Origin of the sequence: Salinibacterium sp. SWN248, from assembly GCF_015864575.1 — a bacterium.
In the GTDB taxonomy this organism is placed as follows: Bacteria; Actinomycetota; Actinomycetes; order Actinomycetales; family Microbacteriaceae; genus Rhodoglobus.
The window spans coordinates 1-22,006 of record NZ_JADYWW010000001.1; the positions used below are offsets into that span (position 1 = coordinate 1).

A 22,006-nucleotide genomic window follows, 5' to 3' on the forward strand; every position below is an offset into this window, starting at 1 on the left:
CGACCCAAACCTAAAAGATTTCGGAGGATGGTGGCCCCCACTTGAGGCCGGAAACCTAGCAGCAGAACTGCCCGGGACTTCCGCACCTTTGGGGTGACAAGAGGAAACATTACGTGCATTTCGCCCCCCTCGCCAACACCGCGTGCATCCCGGGCGTGTCGCAAAAATGAGGCCCCCAAAACACTGTGTTCAGGATGCTCGAAGTCGCACCCGGTATCCCGGAGCGAAGAGAGCAGGAGGCAGCTCGATACCTACGCGCCGATAGACCTCGCGAGGAATCCCAATGTCGGCTAGCCAGAGCGCGCCGACGGCTTCGGCATCCAACCCCGTCTTCGGAGCAGCGAGGGTCATCGTGTGGGTGGCGGTGACGTGATCCCCTGGCGCTACGCCGGTCGTGGAGTCGACCCCGGATGGGATGTCGAGAGAGACGACCGGGGCGGGGTGGCGCGACATCCATCTGATGAGTTCAGCAGCTGCCCCGTGCGGTGCACCACCGAGGCTGTAGCCCAACACGGCATCGACGAGCAGGTCAGCATCCACGGTGTCGAGGTCAGCGACCGTCGCAGCTCGTGCGCCAGTGGCGCGGTAGAGCGCGAGTTGGTCAGCAGGAACGCCCTTGAGATGAGACGGGTTAGAGATCACCAGAGTGACATTGCCACCGTGGTTGGCCAGATGACGGGCGGCGCAGATTCCGCCGCCACCATTGCCGCCGGTTCCCGCCAGCACCACGATCGGCGCTGACGGCCAGCGATCTCCGAGGAGCTCCATGCACAGCGACGCCAGATTGCGGCCCGCGTTCTCCATCATTTGATAGAGATTCGGCCCCAGCTCCTCGACCGCAATCCGATCGACCTCGCGCATCTGCGTCGTCGTAATAGCGGGCACGACAAGCCCGCTGTTCGTTCGAAAGCTGTTCGCTGCCATAACGCGCGCTGTTAGCTCGCAGAAGCCGACGGGAAGAAGTGCGTTTTGGCCTGCGTGAGCTCGACGCCATCGATGAAGATGTCGAGCTTCTCGTTGTAGAACGCCACGAGGCCGGCAATTGGCAACAGCTGTCGCGTGGGGAAGGAGTACGACCACGCCAAATCCTTGTGAACCGTGTCGCCCACCTTTACCGACCAATAATCGGTAGTGGTTCCCTTATAGGGGCACTCGGTGACGGTGTCGTTAGGCACGAGATGCTCAAAGTTGACCTCCGTACGATTGAGGTAATACCGCGTCGGCAAACCGGTTTCATAGACCATGACCGGAGACGACGACTCGGCAAGAACGGCCCCGTCGAGTTCAACCCGAACTGTGCGGGTCGAACGTACGGCATCCACTCGCGTATAGGGGTTGCGCGGGTGCACGAACACCTGCTCGTCTTCTTCGAACCACGAGTCGAGAGCATCCCACTCGAATCGAACCATGTCGGCAAGGCCCTCAAGCCCATCGCCAACATAAACCTTGGCGGCGGCCGGATGCTCGCGCTCCCCCACCGCGAGGCCCTTGCGGTGATAGCTGCCACGGGTCTCGTGATTCTCCTGCGCCTCGTCAACGAGGAACTCGGACTTCACGTCGGCGAGCGGAATATAAAACTGCGGATACGGTGCCCACTCCCACACGTAGAGCGCTGCCGTCGTGTCAAAGATGAGCTCGCCCGCGAAATAGCCGCGGATGCGACGCGGGACAGGCTGGATGAGGTTCTTCTCGGAAATCATTCCTGGATAGTCGTTCATCAGAACCCTCTCTCGTCAGTGGGTCCAGCCTGTCACCGTCGCCTGTGAGGGACAACAAAACAGCGGCTGCCGCTCAGCGAACGCCGCGACGGCGAACTCTGGCGGCAACCGCTGCTGCGTCAGATTACGGGCGAGGTGCTCCCCCGCCTCCGCCGCCGCTTTCGCTTCCCGCTGCTGCGACTCCGGCGGTCACGGTTCCGGCCGAGTCGCCGTCAACCGTGATCGTGTAGGTGTCGCCGTTCGTGATGGCGGCATCCGACAGCACGACCGACTGGAACGACTTGATCGACGTGAACTCGGCGACCACCGTGCCGCTGCTATCGAGCACCTGAACGGTCTGGTCGGCGCCGTACGCCTGCTCGAGCGAAGCGCTCACCCAGCCCTGCGAGGAGGACGTTTCGGGCGCGGTTGCCATGAAGGTCATACCGACCGCCAGGACCGTTCCGCCGTCGACCACGATGGTGCCGTTCGCATCGAGCGCACCCTCACGGTCTTCTGACGAACCGAACACCGTGGTCATACCGCCCGTGACGAGCATCGACCCGTTGGAGTCGATTCCGTCGCCGGCAGAGTTGACCGTAGTCTCGCCGCCGGTGATCGACACCATTGCTCCGTCATCCGCTTCGACGATGCCGCCGATGTCGGTCGTGGTGCTGGTGCCGCTCGTGGCGTTGATGCCGTCATCGCTCGCGTTGACCGCGAGAACGCCGCCCTCGATCGTGATGTAGTACGACTCAATTCCTTCGTAAGAATCGGTGACAGCGGTTCCACCGCCCGAGATCACGATGTTGACCTCAGACTTGAGCCCGTCGTCTTCCGCCGCGAGCGTGGTCGAACCACCGGCGATCACAATGTCGGTTTCTGCCTGGACCCCGTCATCCGCTGCCGTGAGCGCAACCGTGCCGCCCGCGATGTAGACGTAGCCGCGGGTCTCGTCTTCGTCGTTGTCTGACTTGAGAGCGTCGCCGCCGGCATCCACCGTGACCGTGCCGCCTTCGATGGTCAGCGAGTCTTTGCCGCGCAGACCGTCATCGCCGGCGGTGACCGTGATGTCACCGGAGAGGATGACGAGGTCGTCGTGGCTTGTGATGCCGTCGTTGACCGCGCTGCTTACCGTGAGCGATCCGTCGCCCGAGATGGTGAGGTCGGCGTCGCTGAAGAGCGTGGCGTTGTAGTCGGCGTCGTCTCCGGTGGAGGAGAGTGAGTTCGTTCCGCTGAGCGAAACGACGACATCCTCGGCGTTGGCGACCGCGATCGCGGCGCTCGTTGAGCTAGAGATTTCGGCACTATCGAGCACGAGGGCAACGACGTCTTCATCGTCGGTGTCGACGACTACTTGGCCATCGAACTGTCCCGAGAGAACGTAGGTGCCGGCCGCCGTGATGGTAATCGTGGAACCCGAGACGCTGACGCCATCGCCGTCGGCGGTCGCAGTGGATCCGTCGAGGGCAATCGAAACTGCGCCATCGAGGGTCCACTCGTCATCGTTCGTGGTCGTGGAGTTCGCGTTTGCCGCAAGAACTTCTGTCGCCACCGGGCCGAGGCTAAGCTCGACGCTCGCATCGCTGATCTCGGCGGTCACGCTGGAGGTGACGGCGGGAGTTTCAACGGCGGTCGAGCATCCGGCCAACAGCACTCCGCCAATCAAGAACGTGCTGACTGCGGCGGTAAGAGTGAAGTGATTTCGCTTCATGATCAAGCTCCTCTGGTGGGTGACGTGTTCCACTACACCGGGCTTCCCTATGACATTCCTATGAGCGAGATATGCGTGAGCCGTGGATGTCGAAACGGCGCGACTACCGCGTCTTCTCCTCGCTCAGGAGGGATCACGGTTTCGTGAGCGAAGATGTACGCATGACAGCCGTTAGCGCTTCCGCCGCACCGGTCGGCAACCTCCGTGGTTGGGTTCGCGCGCCGTTCGCCGCCGCGGGCCTGACCTATGAATGCTTCGAAAAGGGTTCGGGGCCAGGAGTGGTGCTCATCCCAGAGATCCCCGGAATCACACCAGAAGTGCTTGGCCTAGCCGAGCACCTCGTCGCTGCCGGTTTCACGGTCGTCGTGCCCTCACCATTCGGCCAGCCAGGCAAAGCAAAGACCGTGGGCTACATGACGCGGACCGTGCTGCGGTTGTGCGTGGCCGCCGAGTTCCGTGCATTTGCGACGAACTCATCTCGGCCCATCACCGACTACTTTCGAGCCGTTGCCTCCGACCTCGCTGCCCGCACTCCCGGGCGAGGTGTTGGCGTGATCGGGCAGTGCTTCACAGGCGGATTCGCCTTAGCCGCGGCGATCGACGACTCGGTGGCGGCATCCGTTCTCAGCCAGCCCGCCATCCCTTTTCCCGTCGGACGCGCGCGCCAGCTCGATGCGGGAGTCTCTACCGACGAGTTCGACCGCATTGCTGCCCGAGCGGATGCCGGCGATGTCTGCGCGCTCGGCTTGCGGTTCAGCGAAGATACCGCCGCCCCGCGCGCCCGCTTCGACACCATCAAGGCTCGTCTCGGCGATGCTTTCGAGATCATCCAGTTGGACTCGTCGCCGGGAAACCCTAACGGCTACGCCGCGACCGCCCACTCGGTGCTCACCGGCGAAGTGCGCGAGAATCCGGCCAACTCGGCGGCGGCGGCCCGCGACCGGGTGGTCACGTTCTTGCGCGAACGAATCGGGTGAGCGGCGTCTGCTGATCTGATCTAGCCGAGGCTCGATCCCAGGGCACCGACGATGTACGGGATAAGCCAGATTCCCCACACGATGACAGAGAACCGGTGAAAGCTGGTCTTCTCGGCTTCACGGTTGCGCACCAGCACGACGATTGCCCAAGCGAGGTGCACGGCCATGAGAACGATCGCGATAACTCCTGTGACGCCCATCAGCTGGTTCAAAGCGCTCTGCTCGATGCCGGCCGCACGACTCTCGGTCGCGATCAGGTTCATCAAGAACGTGCCCGTGGCATCCGCCGCCAATCCCAGCCCGAATAGCACGACGTGCCACGGCTTGAGCACCTTCTGCACTCGCTCGCTCCACACCCCGACGGTGTACAACACGAGGGCAAGAGTGATGAGGATGATCGCGGGAAGCAGCATCCCTCTAGTGTGGCCTGCTCACAGCTCGCGAGCGAAAGTGGTTCGGGCCATTCAGCACCGAACCTGCTCGAGCTCAGAGTGCGCCGTTGCGCGAAAGTTCGAACGGCGGCTTAGAATTTCGTGGGTCGCAGCACGTCGATATCGCTCATGAACAGGATCATGGCGTAGTCGGCGTAGTAGTGCTCCTGAAGGTACGCGGCGATTGCTTCGGCCGTCTCCGCGTCGCACACCACCTCGATGCGGATGTTGCTACTGGCCTCCCAGCCAGCATCGCGAACGCCGCGGTTACCTTTGCCGCGGGCATCTGTAATGGTGTACCCGTGGGCATTCAGCTGGTCGAGATCTCGAACAAGGGTGCTCTCGAGTGCGGCTTCAGTGATGACGGTTAACAACCTGCGGTGATAGCTCTGCATGGCTCTCATCCTCTCGCGAATGTATGTGCCCACACGGCAAGTGCGTGGTAGATCGGGATGCCGAGCAAGACGTTGAAGGGGAAGGTGATTCCCAGCGCCGCGGCGAGCGACAGCGTGGGGTTCGCCTCGGGCACGGAAATGCGCATGGCCGCCGGCACCGCGATATATGAGGCACTCGCCGCCAGCGTCGCCAGGATTGCTGTTCCGCCAACGGAGAGGTCAAGAACCCAGCCCAGCCAGGTGCCCACCAGCGCTGAGAAGAGTGGCATCCCGATTCCGAAGGCGACCAGAAATGGCCCGTAGCGGCGAAGGCTGCCGATCTGCTTCGCGGTGATCAACCCCATCTCCAGCAGAAACACGGCGAGGAATCCCTTGAAGAGATCGAAGAAGAACGGCTCTATCGGCTTCAACCCCTCCGCCCCGGCTGCCCAGCCAATGAGCAGGCCACCCAGCAGCAAAACAATTCCCTTGCCCAGGAATACCTCGTGGGCCACCGTCCGCCAGCGCGTCTCGCGCGAAAGGCCTCGAGCCAGCACGATTCCCACCAGGATGGCCGGCACCTCCAGCATGACCAGAAGCAGCGGCATGTGTTCTTCGAAGGGGATCTGCCTGCTGCCCAGATAGGCGACCGCCACCGCGAACGTGCCGACGCTCACGGAGCCGTAATGGGCCGCGATAGAGGCGGCATCCGCGCGCGCGAAGCGTCCCAGATAGCGCAGGACGGGGAAGGCGAGCAGTGTGAGGACGAAGCCCATGACTATCACTGCCCCCATGTGTGGCAACAGGGTGGAAAAGGGCTGCTTGGCGAGTTCGACGCCACCCTTGAGCCCGATGGAGAGCAGCAGCACGATGCTGACGAACTCGTACACTGCTGCCGGTAGACGCAATTCCGACCTCAGCAGGCCCGCGACGGCTCCGAGCAGGAAGAACAGGATGATGGGATCGATCACGCGGTGACTCTCTGGTTCGCTTACGGTCCGTAGCCCCCAGGAGGAGCCCAAGGGCCAACCTCCTGAATATACGCTGTGCAATACACGATAACCATAGCGTGTATTGCACAGCGCGTGTCGCCTAGGATGGAAAGATGAACAGCTGGACCTTCCTGACCAATCACGCACACGTTCTGTTGTGTGTTTCCAGGGATCCCACTATGCGGTTACGGGACATCGCCGAAGCTGTGGGCATCACCGAACGAGCCGCCCAGCGCATCATCGCCGAACTTGTCGAAGACGGGTACCTCACGCGCAAGCGGGATGGACGACGCAACAGCTACGAGCTCTACCCGGATCTGCCGCTTCGACACCCTCTAGAGCACCACCACCAGATCGGCGAACTACTCAAGACACTGGGGTCCGAACACCGCGCGTAGGTGCATGGCAGCCGAGGGCCTGCCTGTTCGCCCTGGCGCCGGGAGCCTTCGCCGCGGAGACTGGCCAAACAAAAAAGAAAGACCCCGCCAAAACAGGCGGGGCCTTTCTCGAGTGGTGCGCCCGGAGGGATTTGAACCCCCGGCCTATTGATCCGTAGTCGAAAGCCGTTCTCCCAGACCTATGCGGAAGTGCCCGAGATCCATGCAAAACAGTGGTGACTGGGCGCGACAGCGATGACTTGCGCTGACCACGATGGTCTCCAAGTGTGGGTGAAATGTGGGCACGCCCAGACTTCAGATCACCCTCACCCAGTGCCCCTGGTCGCGCCCTCCAAACGCGCGAAGCGCTCACAATAATCTGTGCCTAAGTGAAGCGGCCTCCCACTCTTCCGCTAGAAGAGTGTCTGCTCCGACTCTGGGGCACTCTCAGATTTCATCAAGAGCTCAAAGAACTTGGAGTTGATAAAGAGGCGCTCTCGCCCGGCCTTGACATCGACGAGTACACCCTCTCGGACCAGCGCATTCAACCAGTTGGTCGCTGTGGGCCGAGAAACACGGCAGTGTGAAACCACATTCGCGATACGACAATAGGGCTGCTCGAAGAGGACAGCCAAGAGATCCGCATTGGCAGCGGAAGTGATCTCTCTTATGGTGCTGAGTGTCTCATCTTGCAAGACTTGAATTCGGTCAATTTTCGATACCGTGCTCAAAGCTGTGAGACGGATTCCTTCAAGAACGAAGAGTATCCATTCTTCCCAGTTGCCGTCTCTCGTCACCTCAAGCAGCAATCGGTAGTACTTATCTTTGTTTTCGATGATGTACCGGGATAGATAAAGAATTGGCTGGTCGATTAGCCCCGCGCTCATCAGCATCAGCACGTTTAATATTCGACCGGTTCTGCCATTGCCGTCCTCGAAGGGATGAATGGCTTCGAATTGGTAGTGGGCAATTGCCATCACCACTAGTGGATCTAAGCCGCGCGACTCATGAAGAAAGCTCTCCCAATTGCCAAGCTTGTCGCGTATTACAGTTTCACCGGACGGTGGAGTGTAGATGGCAGCCCCTGTTGCCGGGTTACCGATGTAAGTTCCGGGCAGCCGTCGAACGTCCATCTCGCGGCCGTTGACAATCGTGCACACGTGGACCGCGGTCGTAGACGATAGCGGTCTCGACGCAATCAACCGGATCCCGGCGAAGAGCGCTGTTCGGTACTTGAGGGTCTCTTTTGTGGCGGGATTGGTTGCTGCCGATTCATCCTGAGCGAATCGGAAGATGTCGTCGGTGGTTGTAACGATGTTCTCTATCTCAGAACTCGCCTGCGCTTCTAGTAGAGGTATCGAGTTGATCAGCACGGTCGGGTTAGTCATTCGTCGCGCAGCTTGGTCCAGAGTAGCCAGAGCAGTCCGGGCTTCGATGACTGCTTTTAGCACTCGCTTCGTTTCTATCTCAACGCTTGGTGGCAGCTCGGGAAGTTCGTTGTAGGGGTGCGCTGGTTGCCAGGTCATGTGTAAAGCGTAGCAACATGTGTGCAAGACGTGTAAAAAAAGAGGCGAAATTTTTACACGTTGAGTTGATCTGTAAAATTTGCTTCATTCGAATCCATTAGTCGGGAGCCCGCGGCAGAAGGCTCTTAGTCTCTGGATGAAATAAGCCTGCGAGGCGAACACCGAACAGACCGTCAAACATGATCATGATTCCTTCTTCGTTCGAGTTGCGCTGCTAGTCGCTCCATCGATCAACACGATGCCGCCGATTATGACGAGGCTGATACCAAAACCCGCCGACACCGCCCCCAAATCCAGAGAGACGGTCGCGGACCTGCCCGGCGGCGAAACGTTGTAGATGCAATTGAGACGCAAAGGAAGGAGCGAGTACGTCGTTGTGATCGGAACTTCGGTCTTGCCTTGCATCGAAACCTCTGGAGGCATGGAAGTGCGCTGGTTGCAGACATTCCACGGCCCTTCAAAATTCGTCAACGCGACGTTGAGAACAACTCCCGCTAAGAGCGCTGCCCCCAGCGCGACCAGTACTAACCCCGTGACGAGTGTGGACTTTTTCATGCTCTTCCGATCACCACGGGCGCATCGTCATCGTCGGTAGATTGCAGATCAGCAGAGGCCCCGAGGTTTATTGACGGCGTGGAGAAGGCGATCCAACGAGAGTACATTTTGGCCCGTCATTGCTATTCGTGGATGAGGATCTGATTCTGAATCATCCTGGTGCCGCATCGTGCGCACCAACGCGGGGTCAAAGCGACGAGACGATCGACACCCTTACGTCCCCGACTTCCGCTCGATAGGCGTTTTCATCAGAGCCCGCCTCCGTGCCCGCATTCGCATTTTCTTCAAATTGTGAAACTCTGGCAGTAAATTTTCTACCCTCAGTTCGGAGAATATATGTCACCCCGAGCGCGGCGCCAGGCTGGAGCTCGAACCCCCCTTCTAAGAGCAACTCATCGACGCGGTCGACAACGCCAGGCCCGCGCAGCACAATTTGATGAGTATAAATTGCGTAAGAGGTACCGCTGCCGGACGAATACTCTGCGATGACCTGACCCGCTTGCGGAAGGTTGAACGCGGCAACCAATTCATCCACCTCGTCGATCTTGCCTTGGTCTGGACCGGACAAACCGCACGACGCCAGACCCGCGACTATCAGTGCCACGAGCGCTATGTGAAAAATTCTTGTCATGGCAGTCCGTCTCATATAGTCCGACCATTGAGATTGAGCATCACTCACAAGCGATGATACTGCCATGCCCCAGCGAGAGGGACGCGAGAGTGCTAGTCGTACTCCTGCTTGAGATTCACAATCGTTCGTCAGAAGAATTCGCAGTCGCGTAGAGCGTCCACAGCGGTCCGAGCACCCAAGTTGTTTGCATGTGCGCGGATACCAGTGGGTCGCCCTCGTCCCTAAGCTTCAGCGCCACTGAACCAAGTGGCAATGGTCAGATGGCCAACTTCCGCTGTCGCGCCAAAACCTAGACGAACACTGAATAGACCCAGTCCTTCGCCACTCGTTTTGGAGCAATTCTCGGCCCGAAACCTTGTGAAGTGTGGGCAAAGTGTGGGCAAACAAAAAACAGGCCCGACCGCACTCCACGAGAAAGTGCTGGTCAGACCTGTTTTAGCTGGTGCGCCCGGAGGGATTTGAACCCCCGGCCTATTGATCCGTAGTCGAAAACCATTCCCGCAGAACTATGCGGAAGTCGCGAAAATCACTGCAAAACACTGGTGACTGGGTGCGACTGTGATGCCGCGAGTTGACTGGGGTGCTCCCCAAGTGTGGGTGAAATGTGGGCACGGCGCCACACGAGATAGTCAGTGCCCTTCACGCCTCGGTCTCTTTCTCTGCGCTATCCGCGTTTTCAGACAAATACCCGAAGCTAACGGTTCGCAGTCCAGCTCTCGTCTTGATCGGGGGCGAAGTGCACGCCCAGCTCGTGTGCCAGTGCTCGCATTTGTTTAGCGAGAACGCGCCATCCTTTTGGGGTAATCTCGCCAATTTCGAAGCCTATTCCGCGCACTGCGCCGTCGGCGACGAAGATCGTTGCGGCAGCCACAGAACCGAGCGTGACATCGGCTTGCTCCGCAGAGAACCAGTCGGTGGGTTCGGTGGCGGTGCCGTCACCACCCAAGCTCGCATCCATCTCTCGGAGAGCTTGATGCACGACCTCAGAGTCCAACGCTTGGCCGGCGGCAAGATCGTCGGGGTCGTAGTCGCGGGGCGCGATCATGAACTCGTCGTCTTTCAGCTGCGCAAGGGCCGGAACCGTCTTGTCTGGCGCCACTCTGGGCTCAGACACAAACTCCGGCGGGTTGCGCAGCGAATCAAAGTCGCTTAGAGGTCGCTCGACTAACGGGGCGAGGATTGAGGGTCCGCGAGGCTCCTCCTTAACTAGGGCGTGCCAATCATCGAATTCGGTTGAGAACCAGGCATTAAACTGGTGGATATCAGAGTTTCTGCTATTGGTGCCGGCTCTTGCGCCCCACCTTCGCAAATCCACAAAGAGTGGCTCGCTACCCGACTGAGAACGAAATGCCAGCTCGTTGTAATCGACATGGTCTTTGCCTTCAGCGCTGGCAAGACAGAGACGTGTCGATGCGTCCAACCGGTGTAAGACCTCAAAAATGTAGCTCGGCCACGCCTGCACGATGTACTGGGTGCGCCGGTATTGGACCTCGGGGACAAAGCCAAATCCGATCGACTGGTCCGTCCGCCACTCGGCGGGGACTACCTCCGCTACCTCAGAGCTGATAAACGATTGAGTCCACTCCCACACGGTTCCCACACTCGCCCAAGACGCATCCATCTCATCAATAGGTCCGCCACTGGCGGCCATCCAATGCGCTAATTCGGTGAGCCGGAATTCGCGCGTGGCCTCGGCGTGCGCCAGATGGCGATTCGCCTGTTCGCGACTGAGATCTCGTGGGGCAAACTGGTTCATCCTATTGGCCAATGGATCACTATGGTCATGTTGTTGTCCTTTAACATTTTCAGCACTTGCTCGGAGGGCCCGATTCGTCCTGTGATTCCGCTGGCGAAAAAATGCCACTCTACGTCCTCGACGTTGTCTTTTCCTCTAATCGCGACATCCTTGAGTATTTGCGAACGCGCTAGTGCGGTGTTGACATAACCGACTTTCGACTCGAGCGGTACAGAGAAAATTTCACCATTTACTCTGGTCTCGAACACGCCATCGGGGTATCGGATGCCAGTGGTCCCCTTTCCCCAGTTTATTTTCTTGAAATTTGTGACGCCGTACAGCGCGTTCATGAATCTTTCCCCGGAGTTGCCGCCGATCATGAACGTTGGCAACGCATCCGCAGAATAGCTAACAGTCTTGGTGTGCTCGTACTTTATGAGGTCGCGCAGATGCTGTAGATCATTGCTTTCGACAAGCCTTGTTATTGCTTTCGGGTCCAGCCTCCGCAGTTCGAGCGCGTCGACCAGAGGAGCGTCTATCAGTCGAAGCGCTGCCACGAAATCGACGGGGTCGGGCGCGAGCGATCGAATCAAGACGATTGCGGCGCGCAGCCCCCACGGGGTAGTCGCGCGCTGAGCGAACTTGATCGCCTTACCAAGGGCGCCCGCGGCATCACCAACCCCAGGGATAAGTCCGACAGCAGAAAGCCCGAAGCCGACCCAGTCACCACGCAATGACTGCGCTAAGCCGTCTCTCAGATCTCCGAAAACGAGGATGCCGCTCGCGAGGTTTCCGCCAAACCAAGCAGCGGATTCTCGTTGGCAATACGTAACATCACCACAGAAAAAGCCCAAGAAGAACTCGCTCTTCCACTGGTCGGGTGTGATGGCCTCGTCGAACTCGGTGGGGATATAGCCATCAATCTGGTGTTGGACTTCGTAGAGGTCGGCGAATCCGTCGAGGTCTGTGTCCCAGCGGCTGGCGGAGGTGCCGTTGAGCTCTTCTAGACCATCGATGAGCCCATCGCCGTCAAAGTCTGGGTTGAGCGGATTGATCAATCCTTCGACTTCTTCGGTGTCTGGCAGCCCGTCGTAATCGCTATCGACTTCGGATGGATCTGAAATTACCGAGTAGGCAGTGACAGGATTGGCGCTCCAAGTCTGGGCACCGACGGGTGACGCATACGGCTCTCCAAGTTCCTCAGCGTCTGAGAGCCCGTCGCCGTCGGTATCTTCGAGGTATGGGCTACTAAAGAAACGCTTTGACGAGGCCGTCATACTTGCAGTGACGCCATGAATCTCTACCCAGTCCGGAATGCCATCCTCGTCCGTATCTACAGTTACGTCGCCGGGTTCGACAGTTGACGGAGGGGTTACCGCAGCGACCCAAGACGCAAGATCAACAGCTGTGGGGACGTAAGAGTAGGTGCCACCAGTGGCATCAGCCAATGCGATTAGCCAGGCCGATTCTTCAGGGGAGCCAGTGCCAACATCGAGTACGTGATACGGAACGTCGAGGTTGTCGGGGTCCAGCCAAAATTGCCAGTCTGGGCTGTCCTCGGGAGCCCATGGGCGGTCGGTGACGTCAGCGCCGATCTGTCCATCCGTGATGAGAAGCCGTGCTTTGTTCCTGCATTCAAATACTGGGGCATCGTCGACGTAGGGATTGGCTTCCGCATTGAAGAAGCCGGTGTCGTCCCAGTTCGTTCGAAGAAATGTATCGGAATCATCCTGAAGGAATCGAAGGACTTCGTCTGCGTACATGGATTCTTGGTCGAACCCTGAATAGTCCGCGCGGTCGCCGAGAGCCGCGGCCTTGAACTCTTGGACGGTGTAAGGCTCGTTCACTCTCGGCGCCCAACGACTGGGCTGACGCCAGGGAAAACTGCTATTTACAAGGGCGTTGCCTGGAAGCGGCGCGAACTCACTACGAGAGGCGCTTAGGTACTCGAAGCGGAAGGTGCGTGGCCATATTCGGTCTGATGGGTTGAGCTCGTTGACGATCGCGTCAACCGCAGAATAGCGTGTTTGCGAAGGGTCGTTGAGTTGAACACTTCCGGTCTCGTCATAAATGATCTCCAGATCTAGTGGTGCTCTGGTACCCGATCCAACATCACATTGCAGAGCGTTTGCACTCCACTCATCCAAGTTGACGACGCTGTAGGTGAGGCCCAGCTCCGGGTCAGTGATCACAATTACGTTCTCCGCAGTCGACACTGAGACGTCGTTGTCGACGAACTGCCAAGTACCGGAAGCATGGTCCCATCGCACTGGGGCGAGGTTCGCTAAGCGTGCTGCGGCCACGCCAGAGTCAATCGGGAACTTTACATCGACCAGAGTCACCGGAGCCGCTGAAGCCGCGGAGGCGGTGGTGCTGAATCGCAGCGTATCGCCGTTGTCCGGGCCAATTTCTGCCACGGGAGCGGCGACCTGGGCCGCTTGCACGAGCATGCCGGGAAGCATCGTCGAGTTCTGTGCGAGCACTTCGTAGGACTCAACATCGTGTGCAGCGCCCTGCAGCGTCGCGGAGACGCGACCGCCTTCGGCTGCAACTTGGCTCGCTCGGCTTTCGCCATCCGCTGGGCCGATGTCGCCACCATCGTCAATGCCGTTGGACGCGGTGGGGTGCGCTCGAATTGTGCCCACTAAAGATTCTTCTGCGTCTGCAGTTCCGTCGCCGTTCGTATCAGCTAGTAGCGGGCTGAATCCGTTGTGGAGTTCGAACGCATCCGTCAGTCCGTCTCCGTCAGAATCGTCGGAGGAGGGATTGGTGCCAAGAACGATCTCTTCAGCGTCTGAAAGCGTGTCGGCGTCGGTATCGATAGCACGCGGATCGATTCCTTCAGTGATCTCATAAAGGTTGCTGAGTCCGTCGCCATCAATGTCGTCATCGGCATCGGAAATGCCGTCCTCGTCCGAGTCTGCGTCTACTGGCGAGGTCAGTCCGGAGAGTAGATTGATTTCTTCGGAATCGCTGAGGCCGTCATTGTCGGTATCGGCAAGTAAGTGGCTAGAGCCAATTCGGTACTCGACAATGTCGGGCACCCCGTCAGCGTCCGAGTCGGTCAGCCCATCCAAAGGTGTCGCAGTGACGCTTCCACTTTCCAGACTCTGCCCGCCGACAGTTTGAGCAGAGACAGTAAACGTGTACTCCGTTCCATTTTGGAGATCGTCGATTTGCACTCCGGCGCGCGCGGATGGCGCTGTCATCTCGAACTCAAACTCGAGATCGCCCGGCATCACTCTTACTCGGTAAGAATCGATCGATTGGCCGAAGGTCTCAACTGGCGCGTTCCAGAAAACATCTACGAACCCTTCCCCCGCCCGAGATTCGACGCCGGCGGGAGCATCAGGTTCAGCGTAGGGATACACGCTGATTCCGTAGTGGCGGTTGCTATAGCCGACAGCATTTCGAGCCCGAACCCAGCCGTAATACGAACACCCCGCTTGCAAGTCTTGGAACGTGTGGCTTGTATCGGTCGTGTGCACTTCGGTGTCTGTGCCATCACAAGTGTTCTCGAGAGCTACCTCGTAATCGATGATTGCGGATCCACCGTCGGAATGTGGAGGTTCCCAGGACACCGCGCCTGACTTATAGCCAGAAGTTGAGTCTGCGTTCTGAGGACTCTTCGGAGCGGTCGGCTCGACAGTGATCGTCGCCGACGCAATAGGTCCAACCCCGCCAGCATTACTTGCTTGAACGGTCGCGGTGTATTCGCCCACAGGAACATCATCGAAGTCAACAGATTGCTCATAACCAGCCACGGTCTGCACAAAGCCACCCGGCTCCAGATGAACCTCGATGGAATCGACCGGTGGGTCATACGGGCCGGTCGCTATCCGGTTCCAACTCGCATCGATTCCCCACGAAGTTTGAGTGAGAGTGAAGCCGCCAATCTCGCGTGGGCTAGGTACTACCGTGAAGGTACGAAAATCTGACCAGCTAGAGAGTCGATCGCCTGTGAAATAGACTGCCTGCCAGCGGTAGAGGCCGTTAAGCGGCGTGCTCGAATTCATCGACGGAGTAATCGAAAAATTCCCGTCTGGGTCCACTGTGCCAGAGCCATCACCGACTTCAACAGGCGCCCCAAACTGCCACCCTGATTCAACTCGGACTGCCACATACACTTGCTGACCGGCCTCAAGGTCCGGGATATAGCCGGTCAACGGTGGCAGTGACTGATGGACCGAGTTATCCGCGGGTTAATGCAGCGCCGGCGGGGACGCAAGAGACGCGATACTGATATCGATTGTCGGTTCCCAGCCGCCAGCAACATCGTCAGAGACCAGACGATACCGAAGTTGATAGCTCTCACCTTCCGCTGCCGAACCCGGAGGAAACTCCCAATACCCGTACGCGTATGCGCCCGACGATTCCAACGGGAGAGAGGTCTCGGTGACAATTGCCGAATCGGACACCTTCACTAATTCGATGTCTATTTCAGAAGTCATAGAGAACGTGGCATCAGCGCGCTGGACCTCGGCCACCTCGAAATCAATCCTCGGGCTCGGCTGCGCCCCGTAAATCGTGTAGACACCATCAGATTCCACGGCGCGGTCAAACCAAAACATCGAACTCGGCGAAGACGAGTCCGCCGCAACTGCAGCAGCGGGCGCACTCAAGAGTGAGATGCCCAGGGCAAGCGCTAGGCCGATCGCAATCCACTGACGGAGACGAGGAGCCTGAGAATGCACGGAGGAAACAGAGCGACGCATGAGACTCCCCAACTTGAGTTTTGCGCAAGTTTATTGTTGCCAGAAGTAGGTTTGCAGTCCCCCTAAGAGAGGACTCGGTACCCCCAGTTCGAGTCAGAACGAAGGCGAAGAACCCTGACTACTGCAAGTTCGCAATCGCGGTCAGGCCTGACGAGCCCTGACGCGCGATAAGTGCGAGTCATCGGATTCGTTGGACCCTAGCGGCGCGAGTTAACGCGCACTGCGGGAGCAACTCACTTAGCGACGCGAGTGTCGCAAAGGGTGCTGCTTGGACTGTCACCCCAGGAAAAATAGAGGCCGACCATGCCCTGATCCCTTGATCAAAGGTCAATTGGTCAACTCGGCGGATCGCACCATAACCCAGACAAACACAGGGTTCCGAGTCGCAAGACAGGTCGATCTTCGGCCCAGAATTGGCCTTAAGCGTTGTGAAGTGTGGGCAAAATGTGGGCAAAAGAAAAACAGGCCCGACCGCGCTCCACGAGAAAGTGCTGGTCAGACCTGCTTAATTTGGTGCGCCCGGAGGGATTTGAACCCCCGGCCTATTGATCCGTAGTCAATTGCTCTATCCGCTGAGCTACGGGCGCATCTTGCTGACTTTCGCCAACCAGAAAACTATACCAGCGGATTCGGGCCGCCAGTGACACTTTTGACAGTCGGATGCCGCGAGCGCCTACTTTCTGACGCGGAGGTGCGCCACACCGCCATCAACTTCGAGCGCGGTGCCCGTGGTCGAGCCGGAGAGTGGGCTCGCCAAGTACGCGACGGCACCGGCAACTTCTTCGGGGGTGACCATACGTCCGGTGGCCTGGCGGGCATCCAGAGCGGCACGTTCCTTGACGGGATCGTCGAAGCCCTGCAGCATCCGCTCGACGAACGGGGTGGAGACCGTGCCGGGGCTGACCGCGTTGACGCGCACGCCATCCGCCACATGATCTGTCGCCATCGCGTAAGTCAGCGCGAGCACGGCGCCCTTGGACGCGCCGTAGAGCGCGCGCTGCGGGAGGCCGTTGAGGGCGGCGATGGAGCAGAGGTTCACGATCGCAGCGTGCTGCGACTTGCGCAGCCACGGCATCGCTGCCGCCGACACTCGCGCCATACCGATGACGTTGATGTTGAGAACGCGGGCCCACTCGGCGTCGTCGTTCTCTTCGACCGTTCCGATCGCGCTGATACCGGCGTTATTCACGACGATGTCGATGCCGCCCAGTTTCTCGGCGGCCGTCCCGACCGCGGCGTCGACGGAGGCACGATCAGATACGTCGGCGGTGAATCCGTGGAGGCGAGCATCCAACCCCTCAGTGTTGAGGTCGAGCACCGCAACCGTGGCACCCCGCTCTGCTAGCGCAAGGGCCGAAGCGAGGCCGATACCGGAAGCACCTCCCGTGACCACCGCGACGAGACCCGCGAACTCGGCGCTCATGCCTGCACCAAAGTCTGGCGAGCGCGACCGAGGCCGTCGATCTCAAGTTCAACGACATCGCCGGCACGCAGGTACGGCTGACCCTCGATGCCCATGGCGACACCTGCCGGGGTTCCCGTGTTGATGACGTCGCCAGGCTGCAGCACCATGAACTGGCTGAGGTACCAAATGATGTGGTTCACGCTGAAGGCCATGTTCGCCGTCGTGCCGTTCTGGCGTTCGACACCGTTCACCCACAGGCGCAGGCCCAAGGCTTGAGGGTCGGCCACCTCGTCGGCGGTCACCAGCTCGGGCCCGAACGGGTTGAAGGTCTCGCAGCTCTTGCCTTTGTCCCAGGTTCCGCCACGCTCGAGTTGGAAGGCGCGCTCGGAAACGTCGTGCGAGACGGCGTAACCGGCAATGACGGCGGCAGCGTCATCCGGCGACTCAAGGTAGCGAGCAGTAGCGCCGATGACGATGCCGAGCTCGACCTCCCAGTCGGTCTTCTCGCTCGTGCGCGGGATGAGCACGTCATCGAAGGGGCCGACCATCGTGCTCGGGTCCTTCATAAAGATGACGGGCTCGTCGGGCAGGGTCGCGCCGGTTTCTTCAGCGTGGTCGCTGTAGTTGAGGCCGACGCAGACGATCTTGCCGGGGCGAGCGATGGGCGCACCCACGCGCACACCCTCGGTGTCGACAGCCGACAGGGTGCCGGCGTCGAGCGCAGCACGCACCACGGCGACGCCACCGCTGGCAAAGAAGGCTCCGTTGATGTCGGCGGTGATCGATGTCAGGTTGAAGGCGCCGCCTTCATCGAGAACAACAGGAATTTCTGAGCCAACGGGGCCGAGTCGCGCGAATCTCACTGAGTGTTCTCCTTCGTTGCCAGCGCGATACCTTCGCGCTCTTGTGATTCATAGCCGGCCTCGACGACCGCCATGGTGTGCATGACGTCGTCGACCGAGGTCGGAAGTTCAGAAACTGAGCCCTCGAGATAGCGCTGCAGCGCGCTCATCGAACCAATGAAAGCATCCGGGAACCACGTTCCCTCGAAGGGTATCGGCTGCCACCCCAGCTCGGGCTGATCGGTGTACGCAATATCGAGAGCGTCTGCACCACCGCGGGGATAGTCGAGCATGAGGCCCAACTGCGCGCGAATGGCGCCCTTGGTGCCCTCCCACTTGACGAAGGCTTCCTCGAAGTCGCCGCCGAATCCGTGATCGTGGTTTGTGCTGATCGTGACCCGCAGTGGGCGATCGCGGTACCGCATGATGATCGTCGAGCGCGTGTTCGAGACCTGGGGCTTGGCCGGATGCCGCACCGTCGCCGCGCTCACACCGTCGGGGTCGCCCAAGAACGAACGCACCAGATCCATGTAGTGCACGCTGTGCATGTTGAGTTCGAGACGCTCGATGCCGAGCACGTGCGGGAAGATCTCCCACGGCGTCTCGGTCGCAACGCGGATCTCCATGTCATAGAGCTCGCCGATCGCCCCCTCGGCAATGAGTGTGCGGGCGGCGGCAATGTACGGCGCGAACCGCAGTTGCGTATTGACCGCAGCAACAAGGTTCTTGCGGTGACAGATCTCAAGCAGCACGCGCGCTTCGGCAAGGTTCTGACCGAACGGCTTCTGGATGAGCACGGCCGCGCCATCAGGCAGCTGGTCGAGCACCGCAGGGTACTGCTCGGGCATGAGTGCGAGGTCGTAGACGGCGTTGGCCGGGGCCGCGGCTACGGCATCCGACAGCGAGGTGAACACATTCGGGATGCCGAACTCGTCGGCGAGAACCTGCGCCTTAGCCGCCGTGCGGTTTACGATTCCCCACACCTCGAAGCCCGCTTTGCGGTAGGCCGGAAGGTGCGCGTCTTTCACAATTCCACCGGCGCCGATCATGACGATCGGGCGCGGGTGTTGCGGCAGCGCGAGAGTGTACGCCTCGGCTGGCTCACGTTCTGGAAAGTGCGACACGGGGTGCTCCGGCTCTCATAGACGGTAAAGCTCGTGATCAAACGATATATCAAACGTCTGCACGCGGCAACGCGGCGGCTGGATGTGGCAGCGGCGTGCGGTAGTCGCTGGGGGCTTGGGGCCGCAGCGGGGCACCACATCCGGACCAACGACAAAGTGCGGCTCCCCCGCAAGGGTGAGCCGCACTAGGTCGTGTCAGTAAGCAGGTTTAGATCGCACCCCGCGGGCCCTGAATCAGATCGTCGTGATGGATCTGGGCAACGTTGGGGTGCGCCCGCATTCGGTAGCGAAGCGCATTGTCTCCATACGTTTCAAGGATCGGGCTGTTCGTGGGGTCGAGCGACAGTCCGCGTGCTTGAGCGGCGAGCTCTGGCGGCAACTGCAGCTGGGGAATCACAGTGTCGAGGGCCGGATTAAAGAAGAACGGAATCGAGATGCGGTCATCACCAATGAGCGGCGAGATCACGCGGTGCAGAGTCGCCTTGAGGTAACCCTCAGTAGCGAGCTCGAGCATCTCGCCAATGTTGACGACGAACGCTCCCGGCTTCGGCGGAACATCGACCCACTCGCCTTGGTAGTCGACCTGCAGGCCCCCCTTGCCCGGCTCCACCATCAGCAGCGTGAGAACTCCACCGTCACGGTGAGCACCGACGCCCTGCTTGGGCTCCGGGTTGGACTCGCCGGGGTACCGCACGATCTTCAACTGCGGGAAAGGCTTGTCGGCAAATGCGTTGTCGAAGACGTCCTCCGGAGCGCCAAGGGCGTGAGCCCACGCGCGCAGAAGGCGCAGCGACACGGCGCTGAGTTTGTCGTTCCACTCATTGACCAACTCACGAAGCTGCGGCACGGCATCCGGCCACAGGTTGGGACCCTCAAGACGCCAATAGTCGGCGAGCCCGGCAGCGTTGTCGACAACGTCGCGCTCGGGGCCAACATCAATCTGTTCGCGCCAGTCGGTCTTGCCCTCAGTCAGTTCGCCGCCGACACGCGTGTAGCCACGGAACTGCGGACTGTTGATGTTTTCGACGGCCAACTTCTGCTCGGCGGGCAGGGCAAAGAACTCGCGGGATGCCGCAAGAAGGTCATCCATCAACTTCTCGTCGACACCGTGCCCGACAAGGTAGAAGAACCCCACATCGTGGGTGGCACACAGCAAATCGTCCCGGAACTTGGCAGCCGCTTCTGGGCCGCCATCAAGTAGCGAGAGATCAATTACTGGGAGCGCGGAATCGTTCATTTAACGATGGTCACACGCCAAGTCTGAGAGTTTTCCTTTGTTACGCTCACAGCGTGAAGCGCGGGCGTAACACGATCACAGTTCGGAAAATTATGCTCCGACTACGGCGCGTTCGGGAATAACTTGCGGGTGAGTTTGCCCCATATGTTCGATCACGCGCACCACCTGGCTGGTGTAGCCAAACTCGTTGTCGTACCAGACGTACAACACGAGATGCTTGCCGGTGCTGATGGTGGCAAGGCCGTCCACGATGCCCGCACGGTGCGAGCCGGTGAAGTCGCTCGAGACCACCTCGGGCGAATCGATGAAGTCGATCTGTTGCTGCAGGGTCGAGTCGAGCGAGAGGTCGCGCAAGTAGCGATTCACCTCGGCGCGCGTCGTTTCAGTCGTGAGATTGAGATTCAGAATCGCCATCGACACATTCGGAGTGGGAACCCGGATGGCGCTGCCGGTCAGCAATCCCGCCAACTCGGGAACCGCCTTCGCGACTGCTTTCGCCGCCCCCGTTTCGGTAATGACCATGTTCATCGGTGCCGAGCGTCCGCGACGGTCGCCGGAATGGAAATTGTCGGTCAAGTTCTGGTCATTCGTGTACGAGTGCACCGTCTCGACGTGGCCGTGCTCAATGCCGTACTGGTCACTGATCGCTTTCAGCACCGGCGAGATCGCATTAGTCGTGCACGACGCGGCCGAGAGGATGGCGTCGGTGTCGACGATCGAATCATGGTTGAGTCCGTAGACGATGTTCTTGATCTCGCCCTTGCCGGGCGCCGTGAGTAAGACACGCTTCACTCCCTGCGACTTGAGGTGTTGGCCGAGGCCCTCCTCGTCACGCCAGCGACCGGTGTTGTCGACGACGATGGCATCCGAAATTCCGTATTCGGTGTAGTCGATCGTGGCCGGGTCGTTCGAGTAGATCACCTGGATGAGGGTGCCGTTGGCCAGAATCGTGTTGGCCTCGGTGTCGACCGAGATCGTTCCCTCGAAGGGGCCATGAACACTGTCGCGGCGCAACAGGCTGGCACGCTTCACGAGGTCATTGTCTGACCCCTTGCGCACAACGATGGCGCGCAGACGGAGTCCCTCGCCGTTGCCGGCGTGTGCGATCAGGATGCGGGCCAACAGTCGACCGATACGTCCGAAGCCGTAGAGCACGACATCCGCTCCCGCTGGTTTCGTTTCGCTGCCGTTCTTGAGCACCGGCTCAAGCTCAGCCGCCAAGAACTCATTGAGCTCGCCGCCAACTTCGCGAAAACGGTTCACGAGCTTCGCCAAATCGATGGATGCCGAATTCAGCGGCATTGCAGAGAGCGCCACCATGATCGGCATAGTCTCTTCGATCGGCAATTCGCTCTCGTTGAGCTGCCGCGCAAAACGGTGAGCCTTGAGCACTTCGACGGGCGACTGGTTGATGAGACGGCGACCGTGAATCGAGGTCACGACACCGTGGTTGCGATACAGCCCACCAATGAGGGGGATCATTGCCTCGGCCAGTTCTTGGCGGGCATTCCACCGGTCAAATTCGTCGCTGTGTTCGCGTTGCATCAGGTTCCTTCCGACTGCGCTGTCTCGGGGCCGCGGGCGCGCTTGTAGCGCGGCTGGTCCCGCATCCATTCTCCCAGAGGGATGCTCGGCACGCGCGCTCAGGAAGCCACAGTTCGGGCAACACTTTAG

The 22,006-nt window shown here is 59.8% G+C and carries 19 protein-coding genes and 1 tRNA gene; 2 read left to right on the forward strand and 18 right to left on the reverse strand.

Annotation, left to right across the window (positions count from 1 at the left end; all coding sequences use genetic code 11):
• Positions 1-189: 189 nt before the first annotated feature.
• The 3 genes from I6E73_RS00005 to I6E73_RS00015 form a co-directional block, all read right to left on the reverse strand.
• Entirely contained in the window at positions 190-924 is a 735-nt protein-coding gene (locus I6E73_RS00005) for an NAD(P)H-hydrate epimerase (protein ID WP_197122005.1), read from the reverse strand.
• 11 nt (positions 925-935) lie between these two features.
• The gene (locus I6E73_RS00010) at positions 936-1,718 is read right to left on the reverse strand and encodes a DUF427 domain-containing protein (RefSeq protein ID WP_197122008.1); all 783 of its coding nucleotides are present in this window, start codon (positions 1,716-1,718) and stop codon (positions 936-938) included.
• Between the two features lie 124 nt (positions 1,719-1,842).
• Positions 1,843-3,411, reverse strand: coding sequence for a carbohydrate-binding domain-containing protein (locus I6E73_RS00015; RefSeq protein ID WP_197122011.1), 1,569 nt, complete (start codon positions 3,409-3,411; stop codon positions 1,843-1,845).
• A gap of 161 nt (positions 3,412-3,572) precedes the next feature.
• Here I6E73_RS00015 and I6E73_RS00020 point away from each other — a divergent pair, with 161 nt between their 5' ends.
• The gene (locus tag I6E73_RS00020; RefSeq protein WP_197122014.1) at positions 3,573-4,388 is read left to right on the forward strand and encodes a dienelactone hydrolase family protein; all 816 of its coding nucleotides are present in this window, start codon (positions 3,573-3,575) and stop codon (positions 4,386-4,388) included.
• Between the two features lie 20 nt (positions 4,389-4,408).
• Here I6E73_RS00020 and I6E73_RS00025 read toward each other — a convergent pair whose 3' ends face one another.
• The 3 genes from I6E73_RS00025 to I6E73_RS00035 all read right to left on the reverse strand — a co-directional run bounded on the left by I6E73_RS00025 (position 4,409) and on the right by I6E73_RS00035 (position 6,164).
• Positions 4,409-4,801 carry an HsmA family protein gene (locus tag I6E73_RS00025; protein ID WP_197122017.1) on the reverse strand — a complete coding sequence of 131 codons (393 nt, stop codon included), beginning with the start codon at positions 4,799-4,801 and terminating at the stop codon, positions 4,409-4,411.
• A 110-nt stretch (positions 4,802-4,911) separates the two neighbouring features.
• Positions 4,912-5,214 (reverse strand): P-II family nitrogen regulator, encoded by a 303-nt coding sequence (locus tag I6E73_RS00030; RefSeq protein ID WP_197109042.1) that lies wholly within the window; start codon positions 5,212-5,214, stop codon positions 4,912-4,914.
• A 5-nt stretch (positions 5,215-5,219) separates the two neighbouring features.
• Positions 5,220-6,164, reverse strand: coding sequence for a sodium-dependent bicarbonate transport family permease (locus I6E73_RS00035; protein ID WP_197122020.1), 945 nt, complete (start codon positions 6,162-6,164; stop codon positions 5,220-5,222).
• Positions 6,165-6,298: 134 nt separating this feature from the next.
• On the opposite strand from I6E73_RS00035, the gene I6E73_RS00040 reads away from it, so the two are divergent.
• Positions 6,299-6,583, forward strand: coding sequence for a winged helix-turn-helix domain-containing protein (locus tag I6E73_RS00040; protein WP_197122023.1), 285 nt, complete (start codon positions 6,299-6,301; stop codon positions 6,581-6,583).
• Between the two features lie 392 nt (positions 6,584-6,975).
• Here the strand turns inward: I6E73_RS00040 and I6E73_RS00045 are convergent, their stop codons facing one another.
• The 12 genes from I6E73_RS00045 to I6E73_RS00100 all read right to left on the reverse strand — a co-directional run bounded on the left by I6E73_RS00045 (position 6,976) and on the right by I6E73_RS00100 (position 21,877).
• Positions 6,976-8,088, reverse strand: coding sequence for a Fic family protein (locus I6E73_RS00045; RefSeq protein WP_231600488.1), 1,113 nt, complete (start codon positions 8,086-8,088; stop codon positions 6,976-6,978).
• A 183-nt stretch (positions 8,089-8,271) separates the two neighbouring features.
• Entirely contained in the window at positions 8,272-8,643 is a 372-nt protein-coding gene (locus tag I6E73_RS00050) for a hypothetical protein (protein ID WP_197122026.1), read from the reverse strand.
• Positions 8,644-8,830: 187 nt separating this feature from the next.
• The gene (locus I6E73_RS00055) at positions 8,831-9,274 is read right to left on the reverse strand and encodes a lipoprotein (RefSeq protein ID WP_197122030.1); all 444 of its coding nucleotides are present in this window, start codon (positions 9,272-9,274) and stop codon (positions 8,831-8,833) included.
• A 694-nt stretch (positions 9,275-9,968) separates the two neighbouring features.
• Complete coding sequence (locus I6E73_RS00060; protein ID WP_197122033.1) at positions 9,969-10,388, reverse strand: hypothetical protein; 420 nt, start codon at positions 10,386-10,388, stop codon at positions 9,969-9,971.
• Positions 10,389-11,026: 638 nt separating this feature from the next.
• Positions 11,027-15,025 (reverse strand): fibronectin type III domain-containing protein, encoded by a 3,999-nt coding sequence (locus I6E73_RS00065; protein WP_197122036.1) that lies wholly within the window; start codon positions 15,023-15,025, stop codon positions 11,027-11,029.
• 186 nt (positions 15,026-15,211) lie between these two features.
• Entirely contained in the window at positions 15,212-15,724 is a 513-nt protein-coding gene (locus I6E73_RS00070; protein WP_197122039.1) for a hypothetical protein, read from the reverse strand.
• Positions 15,725-16,235: 511 nt separating this feature from the next.
• A tRNA-Arg gene (locus tag I6E73_RS00075) sits at positions 16,236-16,311 on the reverse strand.
• An 86-nt stretch (positions 16,312-16,397) separates the two neighbouring features.
• The gene (locus tag I6E73_RS00080; RefSeq protein ID WP_197122042.1) at positions 16,398-17,147 is read right to left on the reverse strand and encodes an SDR family NAD(P)-dependent oxidoreductase; all 750 of its coding nucleotides are present in this window, start codon (positions 17,145-17,147) and stop codon (positions 16,398-16,400) included.
• Positions 17,144-17,992, reverse strand: coding sequence for a fumarylacetoacetate hydrolase family protein (locus I6E73_RS00085; protein ID WP_197122045.1), 849 nt, complete (start codon positions 17,990-17,992; stop codon positions 17,144-17,146). Before I6E73_RS00085 ends, I6E73_RS00080 begins: the two co-directional genes overlap by 4 nt.
• Positions 17,989-19,095: a Gfo/Idh/MocA family protein gene (locus I6E73_RS00090; RefSeq protein ID WP_197122048.1), complete on the reverse strand. Its 1,107-nt coding sequence runs from the start codon at positions 19,093-19,095 to the stop codon at positions 17,989-17,991. The genes I6E73_RS00085 and I6E73_RS00090 overlap by 4 nt, the downstream gene beginning before the upstream one ends.
• 208 nt (positions 19,096-19,303) lie before the next feature.
• Entirely contained in the window at positions 19,304-20,332 is a 1,029-nt protein-coding gene (locus tag I6E73_RS00095) for an isopenicillin N synthase family oxygenase (RefSeq protein ID WP_197107069.1), read from the reverse strand.
• Between the two features lie 90 nt (positions 20,333-20,422).
• A complete protein-coding gene (locus I6E73_RS00100) occupies positions 20,423-21,877 on the reverse strand; it encodes a glyceraldehyde-3-phosphate dehydrogenase (RefSeq protein WP_197122051.1) in 1,455 nt (484 codons plus the stop codon).
• Positions 21,878-22,006 lie beyond the last annotated feature (129 nt).

Bases quoted from the DNA above. Each gene is read 5' to 3' on its own strand.
- I6E73_RS00055 (WP_197122030.1), bottom strand. From the start codon at position 9,274: ATGACAAGAATTTTTCACATAGCGCTCGTGGCACTGATAGTCGCGGGT.
- I6E73_RS00040 (WP_197122023.1), top strand. From the start codon at position 6,299: ATGAACAGCTGGACCTTCCTGACCAATCACGCACACGTTCTGTTGTGT.
- I6E73_RS00025 (WP_197122017.1), bottom strand. From the start codon at position 4,801: ATGCTGCTTCCCGCGATCATCCTCATCACTCTTGCCCTCGTGTTGTAC.
- I6E73_RS00020 (WP_197122014.1), top strand. From the start codon at position 3,573: ATGACAGCCGTTAGCGCTTCCGCCGCACCGGTCGGCAACCTCCGTGGT.
- I6E73_RS00050 (WP_197122026.1), bottom strand. From the start codon at position 8,643: ATGAAAAAGTCCACACTCGTCACGGGGTTAGTACTGGTCGCGCTGGGG.
- I6E73_RS00100 (WP_197122051.1), bottom strand. From the start codon at position 21,877: ATGCAACGCGAACACAGCGACGAATTTGACCGGTGGAATGCCCGCCAA.
- I6E73_RS00015 (WP_197122011.1), bottom strand. From the start codon at position 3,411: ATGAAGCGAAATCACTTCACTCTTACCGCCGCAGTCAGCACGTTCTTG.
- I6E73_RS00095 (WP_197107069.1), bottom strand. From the start codon at position 20,332: ATGAACGATTCCGCGCTCCCAGTAATTGATCTCTCGCTACTTGATGGC.
- I6E73_RS00045 (WP_231600488.1), bottom strand. From the start codon at position 8,088: ATGACCTGGCAACCAGCGCACCCCTACAACGAACTTCCCGAGCTGCCA.
- I6E73_RS00070 (WP_197122039.1), bottom strand. From the start codon at position 15,724: ATGCGTCGCTCTGTTTCCTCCGTGCATTCTCAGGCTCCTCGTCTCCGT.
- I6E73_RS00030 (WP_197109042.1), bottom strand. From the start codon at position 5,214: ATGCAGAGCTATCACCGCAGGTTGTTAACCGTCATCACTGAAGCCGCA.
- I6E73_RS00080 (WP_197122042.1), bottom strand. From the start codon at position 17,147: ATGAGCGCCGAGTTCGCGGGTCTCGTCGCGGTGGTCACGGGAGGTGCT.
- I6E73_RS00065 (WP_197122036.1), bottom strand. From the start codon at position 15,025: ATGAATTCGAGCACGCCGCTTAACGGCCTCTACCGCTGGCAGGCAGTC.
- I6E73_RS00005 (WP_197122005.1), bottom strand. From the start codon at position 924: ATGGCAGCGAACAGCTTTCGAACGAACAGCGGGCTTGTCGTGCCCGCT.
- I6E73_RS00010 (WP_197122008.1), bottom strand. From the start codon at position 1,718: ATGAACGACTATCCAGGAATGATTTCCGAGAAGAACCTCATCCAGCCT.